The sequence below is a fragment of the Streptacidiphilus neutrinimicus genome (assembly GCF_000787815.1).
Classification (GTDB): Bacteria; Actinomycetota; Actinomycetes; order Streptomycetales; family Streptomycetaceae; genus Streptacidiphilus; species Streptacidiphilus neutrinimicus.
On sequence record NZ_BBPO01000003.1, the window covers coordinates 68713 to 84207 of the forward strand.

The following is a 15495-nucleotide window of genomic DNA, read 5'->3' on the forward strand; positions in this document are numbered from 1 at the left end:
CCCTGTCAGAAACGAAGCGCTCCCGCTCGGGCCGCCGCACGGCGGAACGGGCGGGAGCGGACCGACGAGGAGAGTACGGCGACATGCCGAAGAACAAGACGCACTCCGGTGCCAGCAAGCGCTTCAAGCTCACCGGCTCCGGCAAGGTCCTGCGCCAGCGCGCCGGTCGCCGTCACCTGCTCGAGCACAAGTCGTCGACGCTGACCCGCCGTCTGGCCGGCACCGTCGAGGCTGCCCCCGCCGACGCGAAGAAGATCAAGAAGCTTCTCGGCAAGTGATCGTGGCCCCTCGGGGCTTCCTGATCCTTTTCGACCACATTCGTAACCGGACCGTGTGACATCGACCGCGGTCCCTTTGAAGGAGTAATAACGTGGCACGCGTCAAGCGGGCAGTGAACGCCCACAAGAAGCGCCGGGTCATCCTCGAGCTGGCGAGCGGTTACCGCGGCCAGCGCTCGCGCCTTTACCGCAAGGCGAAGGAGCAGGTCACCCACTCGTTCGTCTACAACTACAACGACCGCAAGAAGCGCAAGGGCGACTTCCGTCAGCTCTGGATCCAGCGCATCAACGCGGCCGCCCGCGCGAACGGCATGACCTACAACCGCCTGATCCAGGGCCTGAAGGCTGCCAACATCGAGATCGACCGCAAGATGCTGGCCGAGCTGGCCGTCAACGACTCCGCCGCGTTCGAGGCGCTGGTCGAGGCCGCCCGCAAGGCGCTTCCCGCCGACGTCAACGCGCCGAAGGCCGACGCCGCCGCCTGAGCTGCGGTAGCGCAGTAGCACCTCCCACCCGCGGGGTGGAAGCAACCGGGCCCGCAGGGGGTGACCCCCTGCGGGCCCGACCCGTTCTATGGCTGAACCCCTCAGGCCCCGGAGTGATGATCACCGCGATGTCCCTGCCGCACCCGTCGTCCCAGCCCGAGCTCACCTCCCTGCGCTCGCCCCGGGTCAACGCCGCCCGGCGGCTCTCCCGCCGGGCCCAGCGCGGCAAGGAGCGGCGCTTCCTCGCCGAGGGGCCGCAGGCCGTGCGCGAGGCCGTGGACTTCGGCACCCTGCCGGACGGCAGCCACTCCGTCGTGGAGATCTACGCCACCCTGGAGGCGGCCGAGCGCCACGCCGACCTGCTGAGCCGGGCCCGCGCCGAGCGGGTGCCCGTGCTGACCGCGACCGACGAGGTCATCGCCGCGGTGTGCGACACGGTGACGCCGCAGGGCATCGTCGCCATCTGCCGCTTCGTCGACACCTCCTTCGAGGACGTCCTCGCCGCCAAGCCCCGGCTGGTCGCCCTGCTCGCCAACGTCCGCGACCCCGGCAACGCGGGCACGGTGCTGCGGACCGCGGACGCGGCGGGCGCGGACGCCGTCGTGCTGACCGACGCCTCCGTGGACCTCTACAACCCCAAGGCCGTGCGCGCCTCCGTCGGCAGCCTCTACCACCTGCCGGTGGCCGTCGGCGTGCCCGTCGAGCAGGCCGTCGCCGGGCTGCGCGAGGCGGGCATCCGGGTCCTGGCCGCCGACGGCGCGGGGGAGCGCGACCTCGACGCGGAGCTGGACGAGGGCACCCTCGGCGCCCCGACCGCGTGGCTCTTCGGCAACGAGGCCTGGGGCCTGCCGGAGACCACCCGCGAGCTGGCGGACGAGGTGGTGCGGGTCCCGATCCACGGCCACGCCGAGTCGCTGAACCTCGCCACGGCCGCTGCCGTCTGTCTCTACGCCTCCGCGCGCGCCCAGCGTGCGCCCGGAGGGTGTCGCGCCTGACTGCCGCGGGCAGTGCCGTTTTCGCTAGGGTCTGTATTCGAGCCCCCGCCAGGCCCGGGCCGCCTGGCACGGCCATCCGCTGCGTTGTCGAATCGCCCGAGTACATCCGGTACGAGGCCGATCCTCCGCCTTGCGGTTGACCGCGCCATACGGCCCGGACTGATCTGGCGCGGGCTCGAGGACAGACCCTAGGGTGACCATTCCGGGGGTCGGGGGAGGAGGCGAGACGATGAAGAGTCAGTTCCCGCGGCAGCGTGTCGCGTCCGAGAGCGGCTCCCCCGTCTCGCTCGACCCGGACGAGCTGCCCGACGGACTGGTGATCGCCGACGAGACCGGCTGCGTGGTCGTCTTCAACGCCGCCGCGGCGCGGGTCACCGGCCTGTCCGCGGAGAGCGTCCTCGGCCGGCCGTTGGACGAGGCCCTGCCGTTGGAGGATCTGGAGGGCCGCCGCTGGTGGCAGCTCACCGACCCCTACGGCGGACTCGACATCCGGACCCGCCAGCCCGAGCGCAACCTGCTGCTGCCCGGCCCCGGCGGCCGGGAGGTGCTCGTCTCCGTGCGCTACGTCCGGGAGGGGCGCGGGCCGGTGCAGCGCGTCGTCGTCGCGCTGCGGGGCACCGAGGCCCGGCGGCGGACCGAGCGCAGCCACGCGGAGCTGATCGCCACCGTCGCCCACGAGCTGCGCTCGCCGCTGACGAGCGTCAAGGGCTTCACCGCGACCCTGCTGCAGAAGTGGGAGCGGTTCACCGAGGACCAGAAGAAGCTGATGCTCGAGACGGTCGACGCGGACGCGAACCGCGTCACCCGTCTGATCGCGGAACTGCTGGACATCTCGCGCATCGACTCCGGCCGCCTGGAGGTGCGCCGCCAGCCCGTCCGGCTGGACGCCGCGGTCCGGCGCCATGTCGACGGGCTCGTCGCCGCAGGCGTTCCGGAGGAACGTTTCGCAGTGCGGGTCGGCGAGCCGCTGCCGCTGCTGTGGGCGGACGCGGACAAGATCGACCAGGTGCTGGGGAACCTGCTGGAAAATGCCGTGCGGCACGGCGAGGGCACTGTCACCATCGAGGTCGACCCCGCCAAGTCCGAGGAGGCGACCGGCCGGGTGCGCGAAGGGACGGCGGTGACGGTGAGCGACCAGGGGCCAGGCATCCCCGAGGAGTCGATCCCGCGCGTCTTCACCCGCTTCTGGCGCGGCAGCAAGCGCGGCGGCACGGGCCTTGGCCTCTACATCGTCAAGGGCATCGTCGAGGCGCACGGCGGAACGATCCGCGTCGACCGCGGGCCCGAGGGTGGGGCGAGTTTCCGATTTATTCTGCCGCCCGGGATTCCTGAGGTTCTGGCGTAATCCACCGGCGCGCGCACGGCCCTGCACGGACGGCGAACCGTCCGACTTCGGCAACCCATTAGACTCAAGTTTTGGCCGCGCGTCGCCGCAAATGGGAAGAGAGAGATGTCCGCACCCAACAAGTCGTACGACCCCGTGGAGGTCGAGGCTCTGAAGCCGGAGGAGATCGAGCGTCTGCGCGACGAGGCGCTTGCCGCCTTCGCCGCAGCCACGGACCTCGACGCTCTGCACGAGGCCAAGGTCGCGCACATGGGGGACCGCTCCCCGCTCGCGCTCGCCAACCGTGAGATCGGCGCGCTGCCGCCGGCCGCGAAGGCCGAGGCCGGCAAGCGCGTCGGCGCCGCCCGTGGCGCGGTCAACAAGGCGTTCGCCGCGCGCAAGGTCGAGCTCGAGGCCGAGCGCGACGCGCGCGTGCTGGTCGAGGAGGCCGTGGACGTCACGCTGCCCTACGACCGCGCCCCGCGCGGCGGTCGGCACCCGCTGACGACCTTCGCCGAGCGGCTGATGGACGTCTTCACGGCCATGGGCTACTCCGTCGCCGAGGGCCCCGAGGTCGAGGCCGAGTGGCTGAACTTCGACGCGCTCAACATGGGTCCGGACCACCCGGCACGCTCCACCCAGGACACCTTCTTCCTCAAGGACGCCGACTCCGTCGTCCTGCGCACGCACACCTCCGGCGTGCAGATCCGCTCGCTGCTGGCCGCGTCCGAGCCGCCGGTCTACGTGATCTGCCCGGGCCGCGTCTTCCGCAGCGACGAGCTGGACGCCACGCACACCCCCGTCTTCAACCAGGTCGAGCTGCTCGCCGTGGACGAGGGTCTGACCATGGCGGACCTCAAGGGCACCCTCGACCACATGGTCGAGTCCCTCTTCGGCGAGGGCATCTCCACCCGCCTGCGCCCGAACTACTTCCCGTTCACCGAGCCGTCCGCCGAGATGGACATGGTCTGCTTCGTGTGCCGCGGCGAGTCCGTCGGCAACCCGGACCGTCCCTGCCGGACCTGCTCCTCCGAGGGCTGGATCGAGCTCGGCGGCTGCGGCATGGTGAACCCGCGCGTGCTGGTCGCCTGCGGCATCGACCCCAACAAGTACAGCGGCTTCGCGTTCGGCTTCGGCATCGAGCGCATGCTCATGTTCCGGCACAACGTCGAGGACATGCGAGACATCGTCGAGGGTGACGTGCGCTTCACCCTCCCGTTCGGGATGGAGATCTGATGCGCGTCCCGCTTTCCTGGCTGCGGGAGTACGTCGACCTCCCCGCGGGTGAGACCGGCCGAGACATCCAGGCCAAGCTGATCCGCGCCGGCCTCGAGGTCGAGGGCGTCGAGGCCCTCGGCGCCGACCTCAAGGGCCCGCTGGTGGTCGGTCAGGTCCTCGCGATCGAGGAGCTGACCGAGTTCAAGAAGCCGATCCGCTACTGCCAGGTGGACGTCGGGGACGCCAACGGCACCGGCGAGCCGCAGAACATCGTCTGCGGCGCCCGCAACTTCGCCGTCGGCGACAAGGTCGTCGTGGTGCTGCCGGGCGCGGTGCTGCCCGGACCTTTCCCGATCGCCGCGCGCCAGACGTACGGCAAGACCTCCGAGGGCATGATCTGCTCGGCCCGTGAGCTGGGCATGGGCGACGACCACGACGGCATCATCGTGCTGCCGCCGGAGTACGAGCCCGGCACCGACGCGATCGAGCTGCTGGAGCTGGTCGACGAGGTGCTGGACATCGCCGTCACCGCCGACCGCGGCTACTGCCTCTCGCTGCGCGGCGTCGCCCGGGAGACGGCGATCGCCTACGGCCTGCCGCTGCGCGACCCGGCCCTGATCGACGTGCCGCCGGCCAACTCCTACGGCCCGGCGGTCAAGGTCGAGGACCAAGCCGGCTGCGACCGCTTCGTCGCGCGCAGCGTGGTGGGCGTCGACCCGGCGGCGAAGTCGCCGATCTGGATGCAGCGCCGGATCCAGAAGGCGGGCATGCGCCCGATCTCGCTGGCCGTCGACATCACCAACTACGTGATGCTCGAGATGGGCCAGCCGCTGCACGCCTACGACCGCCACCGCATCGACGGTGCGATCACGGTCCGCCGTGCCGCGCAGGGCGAGAAGCTGCGCACGCTGGACGGCGTGGAGCGCACCCTCGACGCCGAGGACCTGCTGATCTGCGACGACTCCGGCCCGATCGGCATCGCCGGCGTCATGGGCGGCGCGGGCACCGAGATCGCGGACGCGGTCGTCGACCCGGAGACGGGCGAGGTCACCGGCACCACCGAGATCGTCATCGAGGCCGCGCACTTCGCGCCGGTCTCCATCGCGCGCACCGCGCGCCGCCACAAGCTGCCCTCCGAGGCGGCCAAGCGCTTCGAGCGCGGCGTCGACCCGGAGGCCGCCAAGGCCGCCGCGCAGCGCGCGGTGGACCTGCTGGTCCTGGTCGCCGGCGGCACCGCCGAGGCCGGTGTGACGGACATCGTCGCGCCGCACCCGGTGCACGCGATCTCCATCGCCGCCGACCTCCCGGACCGCGTCGCGGGCCAGGAGTACGGGCGGGAGACCGTCGTGCGCCGTCTCCAGGAGGTCGGCTGCACGGTCGTCGGCACGGACGTGCTGGTCGTCACCCCGCCGACCTGGCGCCCGGACCTGACCGACCCGAACGACCTCTGCGAGGAGGTCATCCGGCTCGAGGGCTACGAGAACCTGCCCTCCACGCTGCCGAACGTCCCCGCGGGCCGCGGTCTGACGGAGGCCCAGCGCCTGCGCCGCCGCATCGGCATCGCACTGGCCTCGGCCGGCCACGTCGAGGTGCAGAACTACCCGTTCATCGGTGAGGCGGTCCTCGACGCGCTCGGCATCGAGGCGGGCGACCCGCGCCGCGACACCGTGAAGATCGCCAACCCGATCTCGCACGAGGAGCCGTCGCTCCGCACCACGCTGCTGCCGGGCCTGCTGGGCGCGCTGCACCGCAACGTCGGGCGCGGTATGATGGACGTGGCGCTGTTCGAGCTCGGCCGCGTCTTCCGCGTCGACGGCACGGCGGAGACGCTGTACCACGCGCCGCGTCTGCCGGTTGACCGCCGTCCCACCGAGGACGAGATCGCGCAGCTGGACGCGGCCCTGCCGCGTCAGCCGTACCGGGTCGGCGCGGTGTTCGCGGGCAACCGCGAACCGCAGGGCTGGTGGGGCAAGCCGCAGGCGTGGACCTGGGCCGACGCCGTCGAGGCGGCGCGCACTGTCGCGGACGCGGCACGCGTGTCGCTGACGGTCCGCCAGGACCAGCACACCCCGTGGCACCCGGGCCGCTGCGCCGCGCTGTACGTCGGCGAGCAGCTCGTCGGCCACGCGGGCGAGCTGCACCCGCGCGCCGTCAAGGCCCTGAACCTGCCGGAGCGCACCTGCGCGATGGAGCTGGACCTGGACCTGCTGACGGCGGGTGGCGCGGTGAGGGCCGAGGCTCCGAAGATCTCCACCTTCCCGGTGGCGACGCAGGACGTGGCGCTGGTCGTCGACGACGCCGTCAAGGCCGCCGACGTCGAGGCCGCGCTCCGCGCGGGCGCGGGACCGCTGCTCGAGTCGCTGCGGCTGTTCGACGTCTACCGGGGCGAGAGCATCGGCGCGGGCAGGAAGTCCCTGGCCTACGCCCTCCGCTTCCGCGCGGCGGACCGCACCCTTACGGCAGACGAGGCCTCCGCGGCCCGCGAGTCGGCCGTCGCCGAGGCCGCCACCCGCGTCGGCGCGACCCTCCGCGGCTGACACCCGGGAACACCGGGCCCGCTCTTTCCCTCCGGGGGAGGAGCGGGCCCTTTTTCGCGCCTTGGGCACCCCCTCAGGCGAGTGCAACTTCATCGGTACTTGAGTTGTCAAGCATCTGCTAGCGTTCCCCCATGCACGACCCACTCGACACCGCACTGCGCCTCACCCGCGCGCACGGCGCACTGGTGAGGCAGCTCGACTCCGTCCTCTCCAACCGGCACGGCATCAGCTACGCCGACCTGCAGATCCTGCTGCATCTCGGTGCGGCCGAACGCGGCCGCATGCGGAGGGTGGATCTCGCCGCCGCGCTCGGCCTGACCGCGTCGGGGGTGACCCGGGCGCTGGGGCCGCTGGAACGGATCGGCCTGGTGGAGCGGGAGAAGGACCCCCGTGACGCGCGGGTCGCGTACGCCGCGCTGACGGCGACGGGCCGGGGGTTGCTGGAGCAGATGACCGCCAGCGCGGAGGAGGTGGCCGAGGACTGGTTCACCGCCGGCTGCACCGGGGCCGAGGTGGACAGTCTGGGACGGCTGCTCACGGGCCTCGGCGGGCGGGGCCGACCGCGCGCGACGAGGGCGACCGATGCTTGACTGGGTGGATCTGCTGGTGGGGACCGGTTCGTGGCTCTGCGGACGGAGGGAGGCGGAAGGGATGAGCGCCGACGGCGAGCTCGCCGAGGTGACCGCGCTGGACTACGTCGAGCCGCTGCGCACGGGAGGGTCGCTGCCCGCCGTCGTGGAGACGGACGACTACGGGACGTACGTGGTGAAGTTCCACGCCGCCGCGCAGGGCCGCAAGGCGCTGGTCGCGGAGGTGGTCGTCGGGGAGCTGGCGCGTCGGCTGGGGCTGCGCGTGCCGGAGCTGGTGCTGATCCGGTTCGACCCGGCCGTCGCCGCGCACGAGCCAGACCAGGAGGTGCAGGACCTGCACCGGGCCAGTGCGGGCCTCAACCTCGGCATGGACTACCTGCCCGGGGCCACCGACTTCACCCCCGGCCAGGACGGCGTCGACCTCAGTCCCGAGGAGGCGGGCCGCGTGGTCTGGTTCGACGCGCTCGTGGGCAACGTGGACCGGACGGTCCGCAACCCGAACCTGATGGTCTGGCATCGCCGTCTCTGGCTGATCGACCACGGCGCCGCGCTGATCTTCCACCACCGCTGGGAGGGCGCTGACGAGGCCGTGGGCAAGGCGTACGACATGTCCGCGCACGCTCTCGGCGGCTACGCGCCGGACGTGCTCGCCGCGGACGACGCGCTCGCGCCGCTGGTCACCGAGGCGCTGCTGCGCGAGGTCGCCGCCGAGATCCCGGACGAGTGGCTGGCGCCCGAGCCCGGCTTCCCGAGCCCGGACGCCTTGCGGGACGCCTACGCGCGGCATTTGGCCGCGCGCGTCGCCCGCTCCCAGGACTGGATCCCGCGCTGCTTCGCCACCGCGGACGAGCTCGCCGCCGCCGACGCGGCGAAGCGCGCCCGCACCCTGGCCGGTCGCCCGGCCTGGCTGCAGCACGTACGCGGGTGACGGCGCCAGGGCCGGCCGGTGAGGGTCAGCCGCGGGTGGAGTGGTGGTAGCAGGCGACGTCGTGCTGCGCGTTGGGGCTGTAGTGCTGGCCGCCCGTGCCGCCGTTGACGCTGTTGATGCCCGGTTCGTCGAACGGCGAGCCGGGGGAGTCGGCCGCGTGGCCCGGCGTGGTACCGCCTGCGGCCTCGATCATCTGGCAGTTCTGGCTCGGCGGACCGGTCCCGCTGGGGCTGCCCGCGCCCGCCCACGCCGGGGCTGTGCCGGTCCTGTGTGACGTGTTGTGGCTCCAGCGGGGAGTACGCGTCGAGCAGAGGGTCTTCAACGGGTAGGTTCACGACATGCGGATCACAGTGATAGGCGCGGGAGCGATCGGCGGGTTCATCGGCACGCGGCTGGCGGCGGCGAGCGTGGGGACGGCTGTGAGCGCGGTGGCGCGCGGCGCGACGCACGCGGCGCTGGCGGAGCACGGGTGGCGGGTGCGCGAGGCGGACGGCACGCTGCTGACCGCGCCGGTCGCCGCGCTCGCCGACTCCGCCCAGCCGGGGTCCGTCGCCGCGCTCGGGCCGCAGGACCTGGTCCTGCTCGCGGTCAAGGCGCAGGCGCTGCCGGCCGTCCTGTCCGCGGTCGAGCCGCTGCTGGGGCCGGAGACGATCGTGGTCCCCGCACTCAACGGTGTGCCGTGGTGGTTCTTCGAGGGCTTCGGCGGACCGTGCGAGGGCCGCTCGCTCGACTCCGTCGACCCGGGCGGCCGCGCCGCCGCCGCGATCCCCGTGCGGCACGTCGTCGGCAGCGTCGTGCACATGAGCTGCGCCACGCCCGAGCCCGGACTGGTCCGGCACGTCGCCGGGACCGGACTCATCCTCGGCGAGCCGGACCGCACGAGCTCGACGCGGCTGGCCGCGCTGGTGGAGCTGATGAGCGGCGCCGGCCTGGACGCGACGGCTTCCCCGTCCATCCAGGCGGACATCTGGTACAAGCTCTGGGGCAACATGACCACCAACCCGATCTCCGCGCTGACGCGCGCCACTGCCGACCGGATCATCGACGACGAGCTGGTGCTGGCGTTCTGCCACGCGGCGATGCGCGAGGCGGCCGAGATCGGCGCCCGGATCGGCTGCCCGATCGGCGAGACCCCGGACGACCGCACGGTGGTGACCCGCAAGCTGGGCGCGTTCCGCACCTCGATGCTCCAGGACATGGAGGCCGGGCGGGAGCTGGAGCTGGACGCGCTGGTCGGCGCCGTCCGCGAGATCGGCCGGGCGGTCGAGGTCCCGACGCCCACCGTCGACGCGATCCTGGGGCTCACCCGGTTGGCCGCGGCCTGCCGGTGACACCTGTCGCGCCACTTCGCCCCGACAGGTCGGAGTTGCGTCAAGATGCCCTCCGTCCCGGCGGCCGGATTGCTACGGTTCTACGGTTGGACCGCCGGTACCGAGGGTTCGGGTTGGGGACGCCATGAGCGATTACCTGTTGGCTGGTCAGGCTGGTCAGGCCTCGGAGCTGGAGCTGGACCGCCTGCTGCTCCAGTCGGAGGTCTGGGAGCCGGCCGGCCGGAGGCTGCTTGAGCAGATCGGTGCCGACGGCCACGGCCGCCGGGCGCTCGACGTCGGATGCGGGGCCCTCGGCTGGCTGCGGCTGCTGAGCTCCTGGACCGGCGACACCGGCTCGGTGCTGGGCTCGGACATCGACAAGGCGCTGCTGGAGCGCGCCGCGGGCGTCGCCGAGCGCGACAAGCTGCTCAACGTGCGGCTGCTGGTGGACGACCTGTTCGTCTCCAAGCTGGAGCGGCACGGCTTCGACCTCGTCCACGCCCGGTTGATGCTCGCGCCCCTGGGCCGGGCGGAGAAGCAGCTCAGCAGCCACCTCGCGCTGCTGGCCCCCGGCGGGGTGCTCGCCCTGGAGGAGCCGGACTGCCGCAGCTGGCGCTTCGAGGCCCCGGCGCCGGCCGCGGAGCGGGTGATCGAGCTGCTGGCACAGGCGTTCCGCGCGTCCGGCGGCGACATGGACGCCGGCCGCGCCCTCCCCGAGCTGCTGCACGCACGCGGCCTCAACCCGCGCGTCCGCACCGAGGTGCTGCAACTCGCCCCCGGGCATCCCTACCTGCGCATGCCGCTGGACCTGGCCCAGGCGCTCCGGGAACGACTGGTGGCTGTAACCGACGCGGGCGAGCTGGACGCGCTGCTGGCGGAGGCGGAGGCGGAGCTGGCCGCGCCCGGCCGGCGCGGCACGACCTTCACCATGGTCCAGTGCTGGGCCAGGGTCTGAGCAGGCGTCAGCGCGACAGCGCATAAGTGAGACCCGGGAGCATATCCGGCTCCCGGGCCTCGTGGTGCCACCTCTGGAGGCGTCGGCACGTTTAAGAGTGCGGGTCATCCTCAGGTCGCCGTGTTCTCCCTTTGAACTACCTCCGCATGCTGGAGCGGAGAGCAGGAGTTGAACCTGCATCCGGCAAGTGCTGCCCGTACTCGGTCGATCCGACGCCGGGTGGCGGATGCTGAGTCTGGAGCGAGAGTCTGAGATTGATCGCGGCTGCCTCTACCGTCGTTGGGCTACCCCGGCGCGAAGTGCCGGGAGGAGGACTCGAACCTCCGCTGGACCGCGTTCGTCACGACAAGCTTCAGCTTCAGCTTGCGCTCCTGGCGCACCCCGCCCACCGGGGGCGGGGAGTCTGTGTCTGCTAGGCGAAGAGGAACCCGAAGACCGCGTCACCGATCCGCTGGTCCTGCACCTCGGTGCCGTTGGCCTCCTCGCGGGCGAACTTGACCGCCTGCTGGAGTCGCTCGACGCGCTCCAGCAGCTCGTTGACGCGCCGCGCCGGCAGGGCGCCGGAGAACTTCACCGTGGTCCAGTAACCGATCGTCACATCCTCGGTGTAGACCTCGACCTGGGCCGGGTGCTTCTCGGTGGCCTCGGCCTTCACGTGGTTGCGGTAGACCTTCTTGGTGCGGTTGGTCTTGACCGGCTCGGTGCGCCAGCTGTCCGTGGACTCGTCGCGGTTCCAGGTCTCGGCGGCGTCCAGCACCGGCAGCTTCTTGACGAAGGTGTGCAGGTCCACCAACTGCTTCTCCAGGAACAGCAGGTAGCTCACCGGCACCGCCGTCAGCAGCACCCGGCCGTCGACCGTCACGTCCGCCCGCGCCTCGCAGTTCGCCCAGTCCTTCGTCGCGGTGACGTCGAACAGCCGCGTCAGCGAGGCCGCGGTGGTGCGCAGCACGTCCTCGGCGTGGACCTGCACCCGCGTCGACTCCGGCGGGAACATCTCGCCTTCCTCGTCGCGCGGCTGGTAGGTCCGCGCGATGCCGGTCAGCAGCGTGGCCTTCTGCACGTCGTGGTGCGCCTGGGTGAGATCGGCGAAGGCCTTGGCCTTGACGCCCTTCTCGACGGCGATGATCTGGTTCAGCTTGGTGCCCATGCGTGGTTCCCCCGTGGGTGGTTCTTCATCGGTGCGCCGCCGGGGAATCGAACCCCGCGAGCCATCCGGCCAGAGCCAGGAGGGTCCGGCAGGACGGGGCTGGCGTCGCGCCCCCGTCCTGTCGGGCCCTCCCGCAGGCTCCGTTGTGTCCCGGCACTCGACGCTCGGCGCGGGCGTCCTTCTGTCCTTACGACGTCCGCTGGGACGAGGTTAGGGACGCCGCAGCTGACGTCGCCAGCGAATTTCCGGTGGCGGCGTAGCGGGGGAGGCGGTCTGCCGCGAGGAGGTCGGCGAGGGTCGGGGCGGCGGCGTCGCGGTCGGAGAGGAGCGGCGAGGCGACGGGCCAGACGATGGCGAGGTCGGGGTCGAGCGGGTGCACGGTGTGCTCGCGCTGCGGCGCGTACGTCTCGGAGCAGAAGTAGACCACCGTGGTGCCGTCCGCGAGGGAGCAGAAGGCGTGGCCGAGGCCCTCGGCCAGGTGCACCGCACGGCGGTCGACCGTGTCGAGCAGCACCGCATCCCACCGCCCGAACGTCGGCGAGCCGACGCGCAGGTCCACCACCACGTCCCACGCCGCGCCCGCCACGCAGGTGACGTACTTGGCCTGGCCCGGCGGCACGTCGGCGAAGTGCACGCCGCGGACCACGTCCGCGGCGGAGACGGACAGGTTGGCCTGCGCGGTCGGGAACGGGCTGATCCCGGCCTCGGCCAGACGGTCGGGCCGGTACCACTCCAGGAAGCTGCCGCGCGGGTCGGCGTGCTGCTGCGGGATGATCTCCCAGGCGCCTTCGACGGCGAGTGGGCGGATCTTCATCACGAGCCTCCGGTGGCCAGCAGGTCCATCAGGTAGGTGCCGTAGCCGCTGCGCGTCAGCGGCTGGGCGAGTTGCTCCAGGCGCGCGTCGTCGATGTAGCCCATGCGCCACGCGATCTCCTCGACGCAGCCGACCTTCAGGCCCTGCCGCTGCTCGATGACCCGCACGTACTCGGCGGCCTGGACCAGCGACTCGAAGGTCCCGGTGTCGAGCCAGACGGTGCCGCGGTCCAGACGGCTCACCCGGAGCCGGCGCTCGTCCAGGTAGGCCCGGTTGATATCGGTGATCTCCAGCTCGCCGCGGGCGCTGGGCCGCAGCTGCCGGGCCAGGTCGACCACGTCGTTGTCGTAGAAGTACAGCCCCGGCACCGCGTAGCGGGAGCGCGGACGGGCGGGCTTCTCCTCGATCGAGAGCACCGTCCCGGTCTCGTCGAACTCGACGACGCCGAACGCGGACGGGTCGGCGACCGGATAGGCGAAGATGTGGCCGCCGTCCAGCCCCTTGTTCTCCGCGAGCCGGGTGCCGAGCCCGCTGCCGTGGAAGATGTTGTCGCCGAGGATCAGCGCCACGGCCTCGCCGCCGATGAAGTCCGCGCCGAGGACGAAGGCCTGCGCGATGCCTTCGGGGCGCTGCTGCACCTGGTACTCCAGCCGGACGCCCCACTGGGAGCCGTCGCCGAGGAGCCGACGGAACTGCTCCTGGTCGTCGGGCGCGGTGAGCACCAGGATCTCCTGGACGCCCGCCATCAGCAGGGTGGCCAACGGGTAGTAGACCATCGGCTTGTCGTAGACGGGCATGAGCTGCTTGGACACGGACCGGGTCAGCGGCCACAACCTGCTGCCGGTGCCGCCCGCGAGAAGGATTCCGCGCATATCGCACACGCTAGCGGCAGTTGATGACCAATCAGGGGTGTTCGGCGGATGCGGACGGATGTTCATCCGCGGCGCCGGACGTTCATCCACTCCGCGCGGGCGTTCCGCCCCGGCCGCGAGGGCGTTCTGCCTATGCTGGCGGCACTATGCGGATTCTGGTCACCGGCGGCGCCGGTTTCATCGGTTCGGAGTTCGTCCGGCAGACACTCACCGCGACCGGGGCCCCGCTCCACGGCGCGCGCGTCACCGTCCTGGACAAGCTCACCTACTCGGGCGTGCGCGCCAATCTGGCCCCGGTCGAGGGCCATCCGGGGTTCACCTTCGTCGAGGGCGACATCTGCGACCCGCACGTGGTCGACGAGGTGACCGCCGGGCAGGACGCGGTGGTGCACTTCGCCGCGGAGTCCCACGTGGACCGGTCGATCACCGGCGCGGTGCCCTTCGTCACCACCAACGTGCTGGGCACGCAGGTCCTGCTGGACGCGGCCCGCCGCCACCGGGTGGGCCGGTTCCTGCACGTCTCCACCGACGAGGTCTACGGCTCCATCGCCGAGGGCTCCTGGACGGAGGACTGGCCGCTCGCGCCGAACTCCCCGTACGCGGCCTCGAAGGCGTCGTCCGACCTGATGGCGCTGGCCCACCACCGTACCCACGGCGCGGACGTCGTGGTCACCCGCTGCTCCAACAACTACGGGCCGTACCAGTTCCCGGAGAAGGTCATCCCGCTGTTCACCACGAACCTCCTGGACGGCGGCACGGTGCCGCTGTACGGGACGGGCGCCAACGTGCGCGACTGGCTGCACGTCTCCGACCACTGTCGCGGGATCGCGCTGGCGCTGCTCAAAGGCCGCGCCGGGGAGGTCTACCACATCGGTGGCGGGCGTGAACTGACAAACCGTGAGCTGACTCGCCTGCTGCTGGAGGCGACCGGCGCGGACTGGGACCGGGTCGTCCCCGTGGAGGACCGCAAGGGCCACGATCTGCGCTACTCCCTCGACATCGGCAAGGCCAGGCACGAGTTGGGCTACGAGCCGCAGGTCGGCTTCGAGCAGGGCCTCGCCGGGACCGTCGCCTGGTACCGCGAGAACCGCGCCTGGTGGGAGCCGCTCAGGCGCCGGGTGGCGGAACGGTGACGGCGTCGGAGGGCGGCGCGCGCTGGCTGGTCACCGGCGCGGGAGGCATGCTCGGGCGGGACCTGTGCGCGGCGCTGGCGCAGGCGGGGGAGGACCGGGTCACCGCGGCGGACCGCGCGGCCCTGGACATCACCGACGCGTCCGCCGTGCGGGCTGCCGTCGCCGGGCACGACGTGGTCGTCAACTGCGCCGCCTACACGAACGTCGACGGCGCCGAGAGCGAGGCGTCGCGGGCCGACGCCGTGAACGGCCACGCGGTGGGCCTGCTGGCCGACGCGTGCGCGCGCGGCGGCGCGCGGCTGCTCCAGCTCTCGACGGACTACGTGCTGCCGGGCGCGTCCCCGGAGCCGCAGCCGGAGGACGCGCCGACGGGTCCGCCGAACGCGTACGGCCGCAGCAAGCTGCTCGGCGAGCGGCTGCTCGCGGAGCGCCTGCCGGAGGCGGGTTACGTCGTCCGCACGGCCTGGCTCTACGGGGAGCACGGCGGGAACTTCGTCGCCACGATGCTGCGGCTGGCCGCGGAGCGGCCGCGCGTCGACGTCGTCGACGACCAGCACGGCCAGCCGACGTGGACCGTCCCGCTCGCCCGTCAGCTCGTCGCCCTCGGCCGCGCCGCGGTGGCGGGCGAGGCCCCGCCCGGCGTCTACCACGGCACGTCCGGCGGCCGCACCACCTGGCACGGCCTCGCCCGCGCGGTCTTCACCCACGCGGGCCTCGACCCGGCCCGCGTCCACCCGACCACCACCTCCGCCTTCCCCCGCCCCGCGGTCCGCCCCACCTACAGCGTCCTGGCCCACCACCGCTGGCCCGCCACCGGCGTCCCGGCCCAGCCCCACTGGGAGGACTCCCTCGTCCTCGCCCTCCAGCAGCCGGCCTTCCAGGAACTGGCCGCCAAAGCCCGAGGCTGAG

16 protein-coding genes are annotated in these 15495 nt (G+C 72.3%); 12 read left to right on the top strand and 4 right to left on the bottom strand.

All coding sequences use genetic code 11. The features are described 5' to 3' along the window. Positions 1–83 precede the first annotated feature (83 nt). The 8 genes from rpmI to TR48_RS03350 all read left to right on the top strand — a co-directional run bounded on the left by rpmI (position 84) and on the right by TR48_RS03350 (position 8355). Positions 84–278 carry a 50S ribosomal protein L35 gene (rpmI, locus tag TR48_RS03315; RefSeq protein WP_042364316.1) on the top strand — a complete coding sequence of 65 codons (195 nt, stop codon included), beginning with the start codon at positions 84–86 and terminating at the stop codon, positions 276–278. Positions 279–370: 92 nt separating this feature from the next. Further along, positions 371–763, top strand: coding sequence for a 50S ribosomal protein L20 (gene rplT, locus TR48_RS03320; RefSeq protein WP_042364317.1), 393 nt, complete (start codon positions 371–373; stop codon positions 761–763). Between the two features lie 128 nt (positions 764–891). After that, positions 892–1758, top strand: coding sequence for a TrmH family RNA methyltransferase (locus TR48_RS03325; RefSeq protein WP_042364447.1), 867 nt, complete (start codon positions 892–894; stop codon positions 1756–1758). A gap of 229 nt (positions 1759–1987) precedes the next feature. After that, entirely contained in the window at positions 1988–3103 is a 1116-nt protein-coding gene (locus TR48_RS03330) for a sensor histidine kinase (protein WP_042364318.1), read from the top strand. Between the two features lie 105 nt (positions 3104–3208). After that, positions 3209–4318, top strand: coding sequence for a phenylalanine--tRNA ligase subunit alpha (gene pheS / locus TR48_RS03335; protein WP_042364319.1), 1110 nt, complete (start codon positions 3209–3211; stop codon positions 4316–4318). Further along, a complete protein-coding gene (gene pheT, locus TR48_RS03340; RefSeq protein ID WP_042364320.1) occupies positions 4318–6837 on the top strand; it encodes a phenylalanine--tRNA ligase subunit beta in 2520 nt (839 codons plus the stop codon). The genes pheS and pheT overlap by 1 nt, the downstream gene beginning before the upstream one ends. A 131-nt stretch (positions 6838–6968) precedes the next feature. Then, positions 6969–7427 carry a MarR family winged helix-turn-helix transcriptional regulator gene (locus TR48_RS03345; protein ID WP_042364321.1) on the top strand — a complete coding sequence of 153 codons (459 nt, stop codon included), beginning with the start codon at positions 6969–6971 and terminating at the stop codon, positions 7425–7427. A gap of 61 nt (positions 7428–7488) precedes the next feature. Then, positions 7489–8355: a HipA family kinase gene (locus tag TR48_RS03350; RefSeq protein WP_042364322.1), complete on the top strand. Its 867-nt coding sequence runs from the start codon at positions 7489–7491 to the stop codon at positions 8353–8355. 25 nt (positions 8356–8380) lie between these two features. Here TR48_RS03350 and TR48_RS42925 read toward each other — a convergent pair whose 3' ends face one another. Beyond that, positions 8381–8548: a hypothetical protein gene (locus TR48_RS42925; protein ID WP_161789770.1), complete on the bottom strand. Its 168-nt coding sequence runs from the start codon at positions 8546–8548 to the stop codon at positions 8381–8383. 145 nt (positions 8549–8693) lie between these two features. On the opposite strand from TR48_RS42925, the gene TR48_RS03355 reads away from it, so the two are divergent. After that, on the top strand, positions 8694–9686 hold the full coding sequence (locus tag TR48_RS03355) for a 2-dehydropantoate 2-reductase (RefSeq protein ID WP_042364323.1): 993 nt from the start codon (positions 8694–8696) through the stop codon (positions 9684–9686). A gap of 124 nt (positions 9687–9810) precedes the next feature. Continuing rightward, positions 9811–10620 (top strand): class I SAM-dependent methyltransferase, encoded by an 810-nt coding sequence (locus tag TR48_RS03360; RefSeq protein ID WP_084728735.1) that lies wholly within the window; start codon positions 9811–9813, stop codon positions 10618–10620. Between the two features lie 412 nt (positions 10621–11032). Here TR48_RS03360 and TR48_RS03365 read toward each other — a convergent pair whose 3' ends face one another. The 3 genes from TR48_RS03365 to rfbA all read right to left on the bottom strand — a co-directional run bounded on the left by TR48_RS03365 (position 11033) and on the right by rfbA (position 13453). Next, positions 11033–11767 (bottom strand): DUF7873 family protein, encoded by a 735-nt coding sequence (locus TR48_RS03365; protein WP_042364325.1) that lies wholly within the window; start codon positions 11765–11767, stop codon positions 11033–11035. 187 nt (positions 11768–11954) lie between these two features. After that, positions 11955–12575: a dTDP-4-dehydrorhamnose 3,5-epimerase family protein gene (locus tag TR48_RS03370; RefSeq protein ID WP_439654435.1), complete on the bottom strand. Its 621-nt coding sequence runs from the start codon at positions 12573–12575 to the stop codon at positions 11955–11957. A gap of 5 nt (positions 12576–12580) precedes the next feature. Further along, on the bottom strand, positions 12581–13453 hold the full coding sequence (gene rfbA / locus TR48_RS03375) for a glucose-1-phosphate thymidylyltransferase RfbA (protein WP_042364327.1): 873 nt from the start codon (positions 13451–13453) through the stop codon (positions 12581–12583). A gap of 146 nt (positions 13454–13599) precedes the next feature. On the opposite strand from rfbA, the gene rfbB reads away from it, so the two are divergent. Then, positions 13600–14586, top strand: coding sequence for a dTDP-glucose 4,6-dehydratase (gene rfbB / locus TR48_RS03380; protein WP_042364328.1), 987 nt, complete (start codon positions 13600–13602; stop codon positions 14584–14586). Between the two features lie 47 nt (positions 14587–14633). Then, entirely contained in the window at positions 14634–15494 is an 861-nt protein-coding gene (gene rfbD / locus TR48_RS03385; RefSeq protein WP_042364448.1) for a dTDP-4-dehydrorhamnose reductase, read from the top strand. The last annotated feature ends 1 nt before the right edge of the window (position 15495 follow it).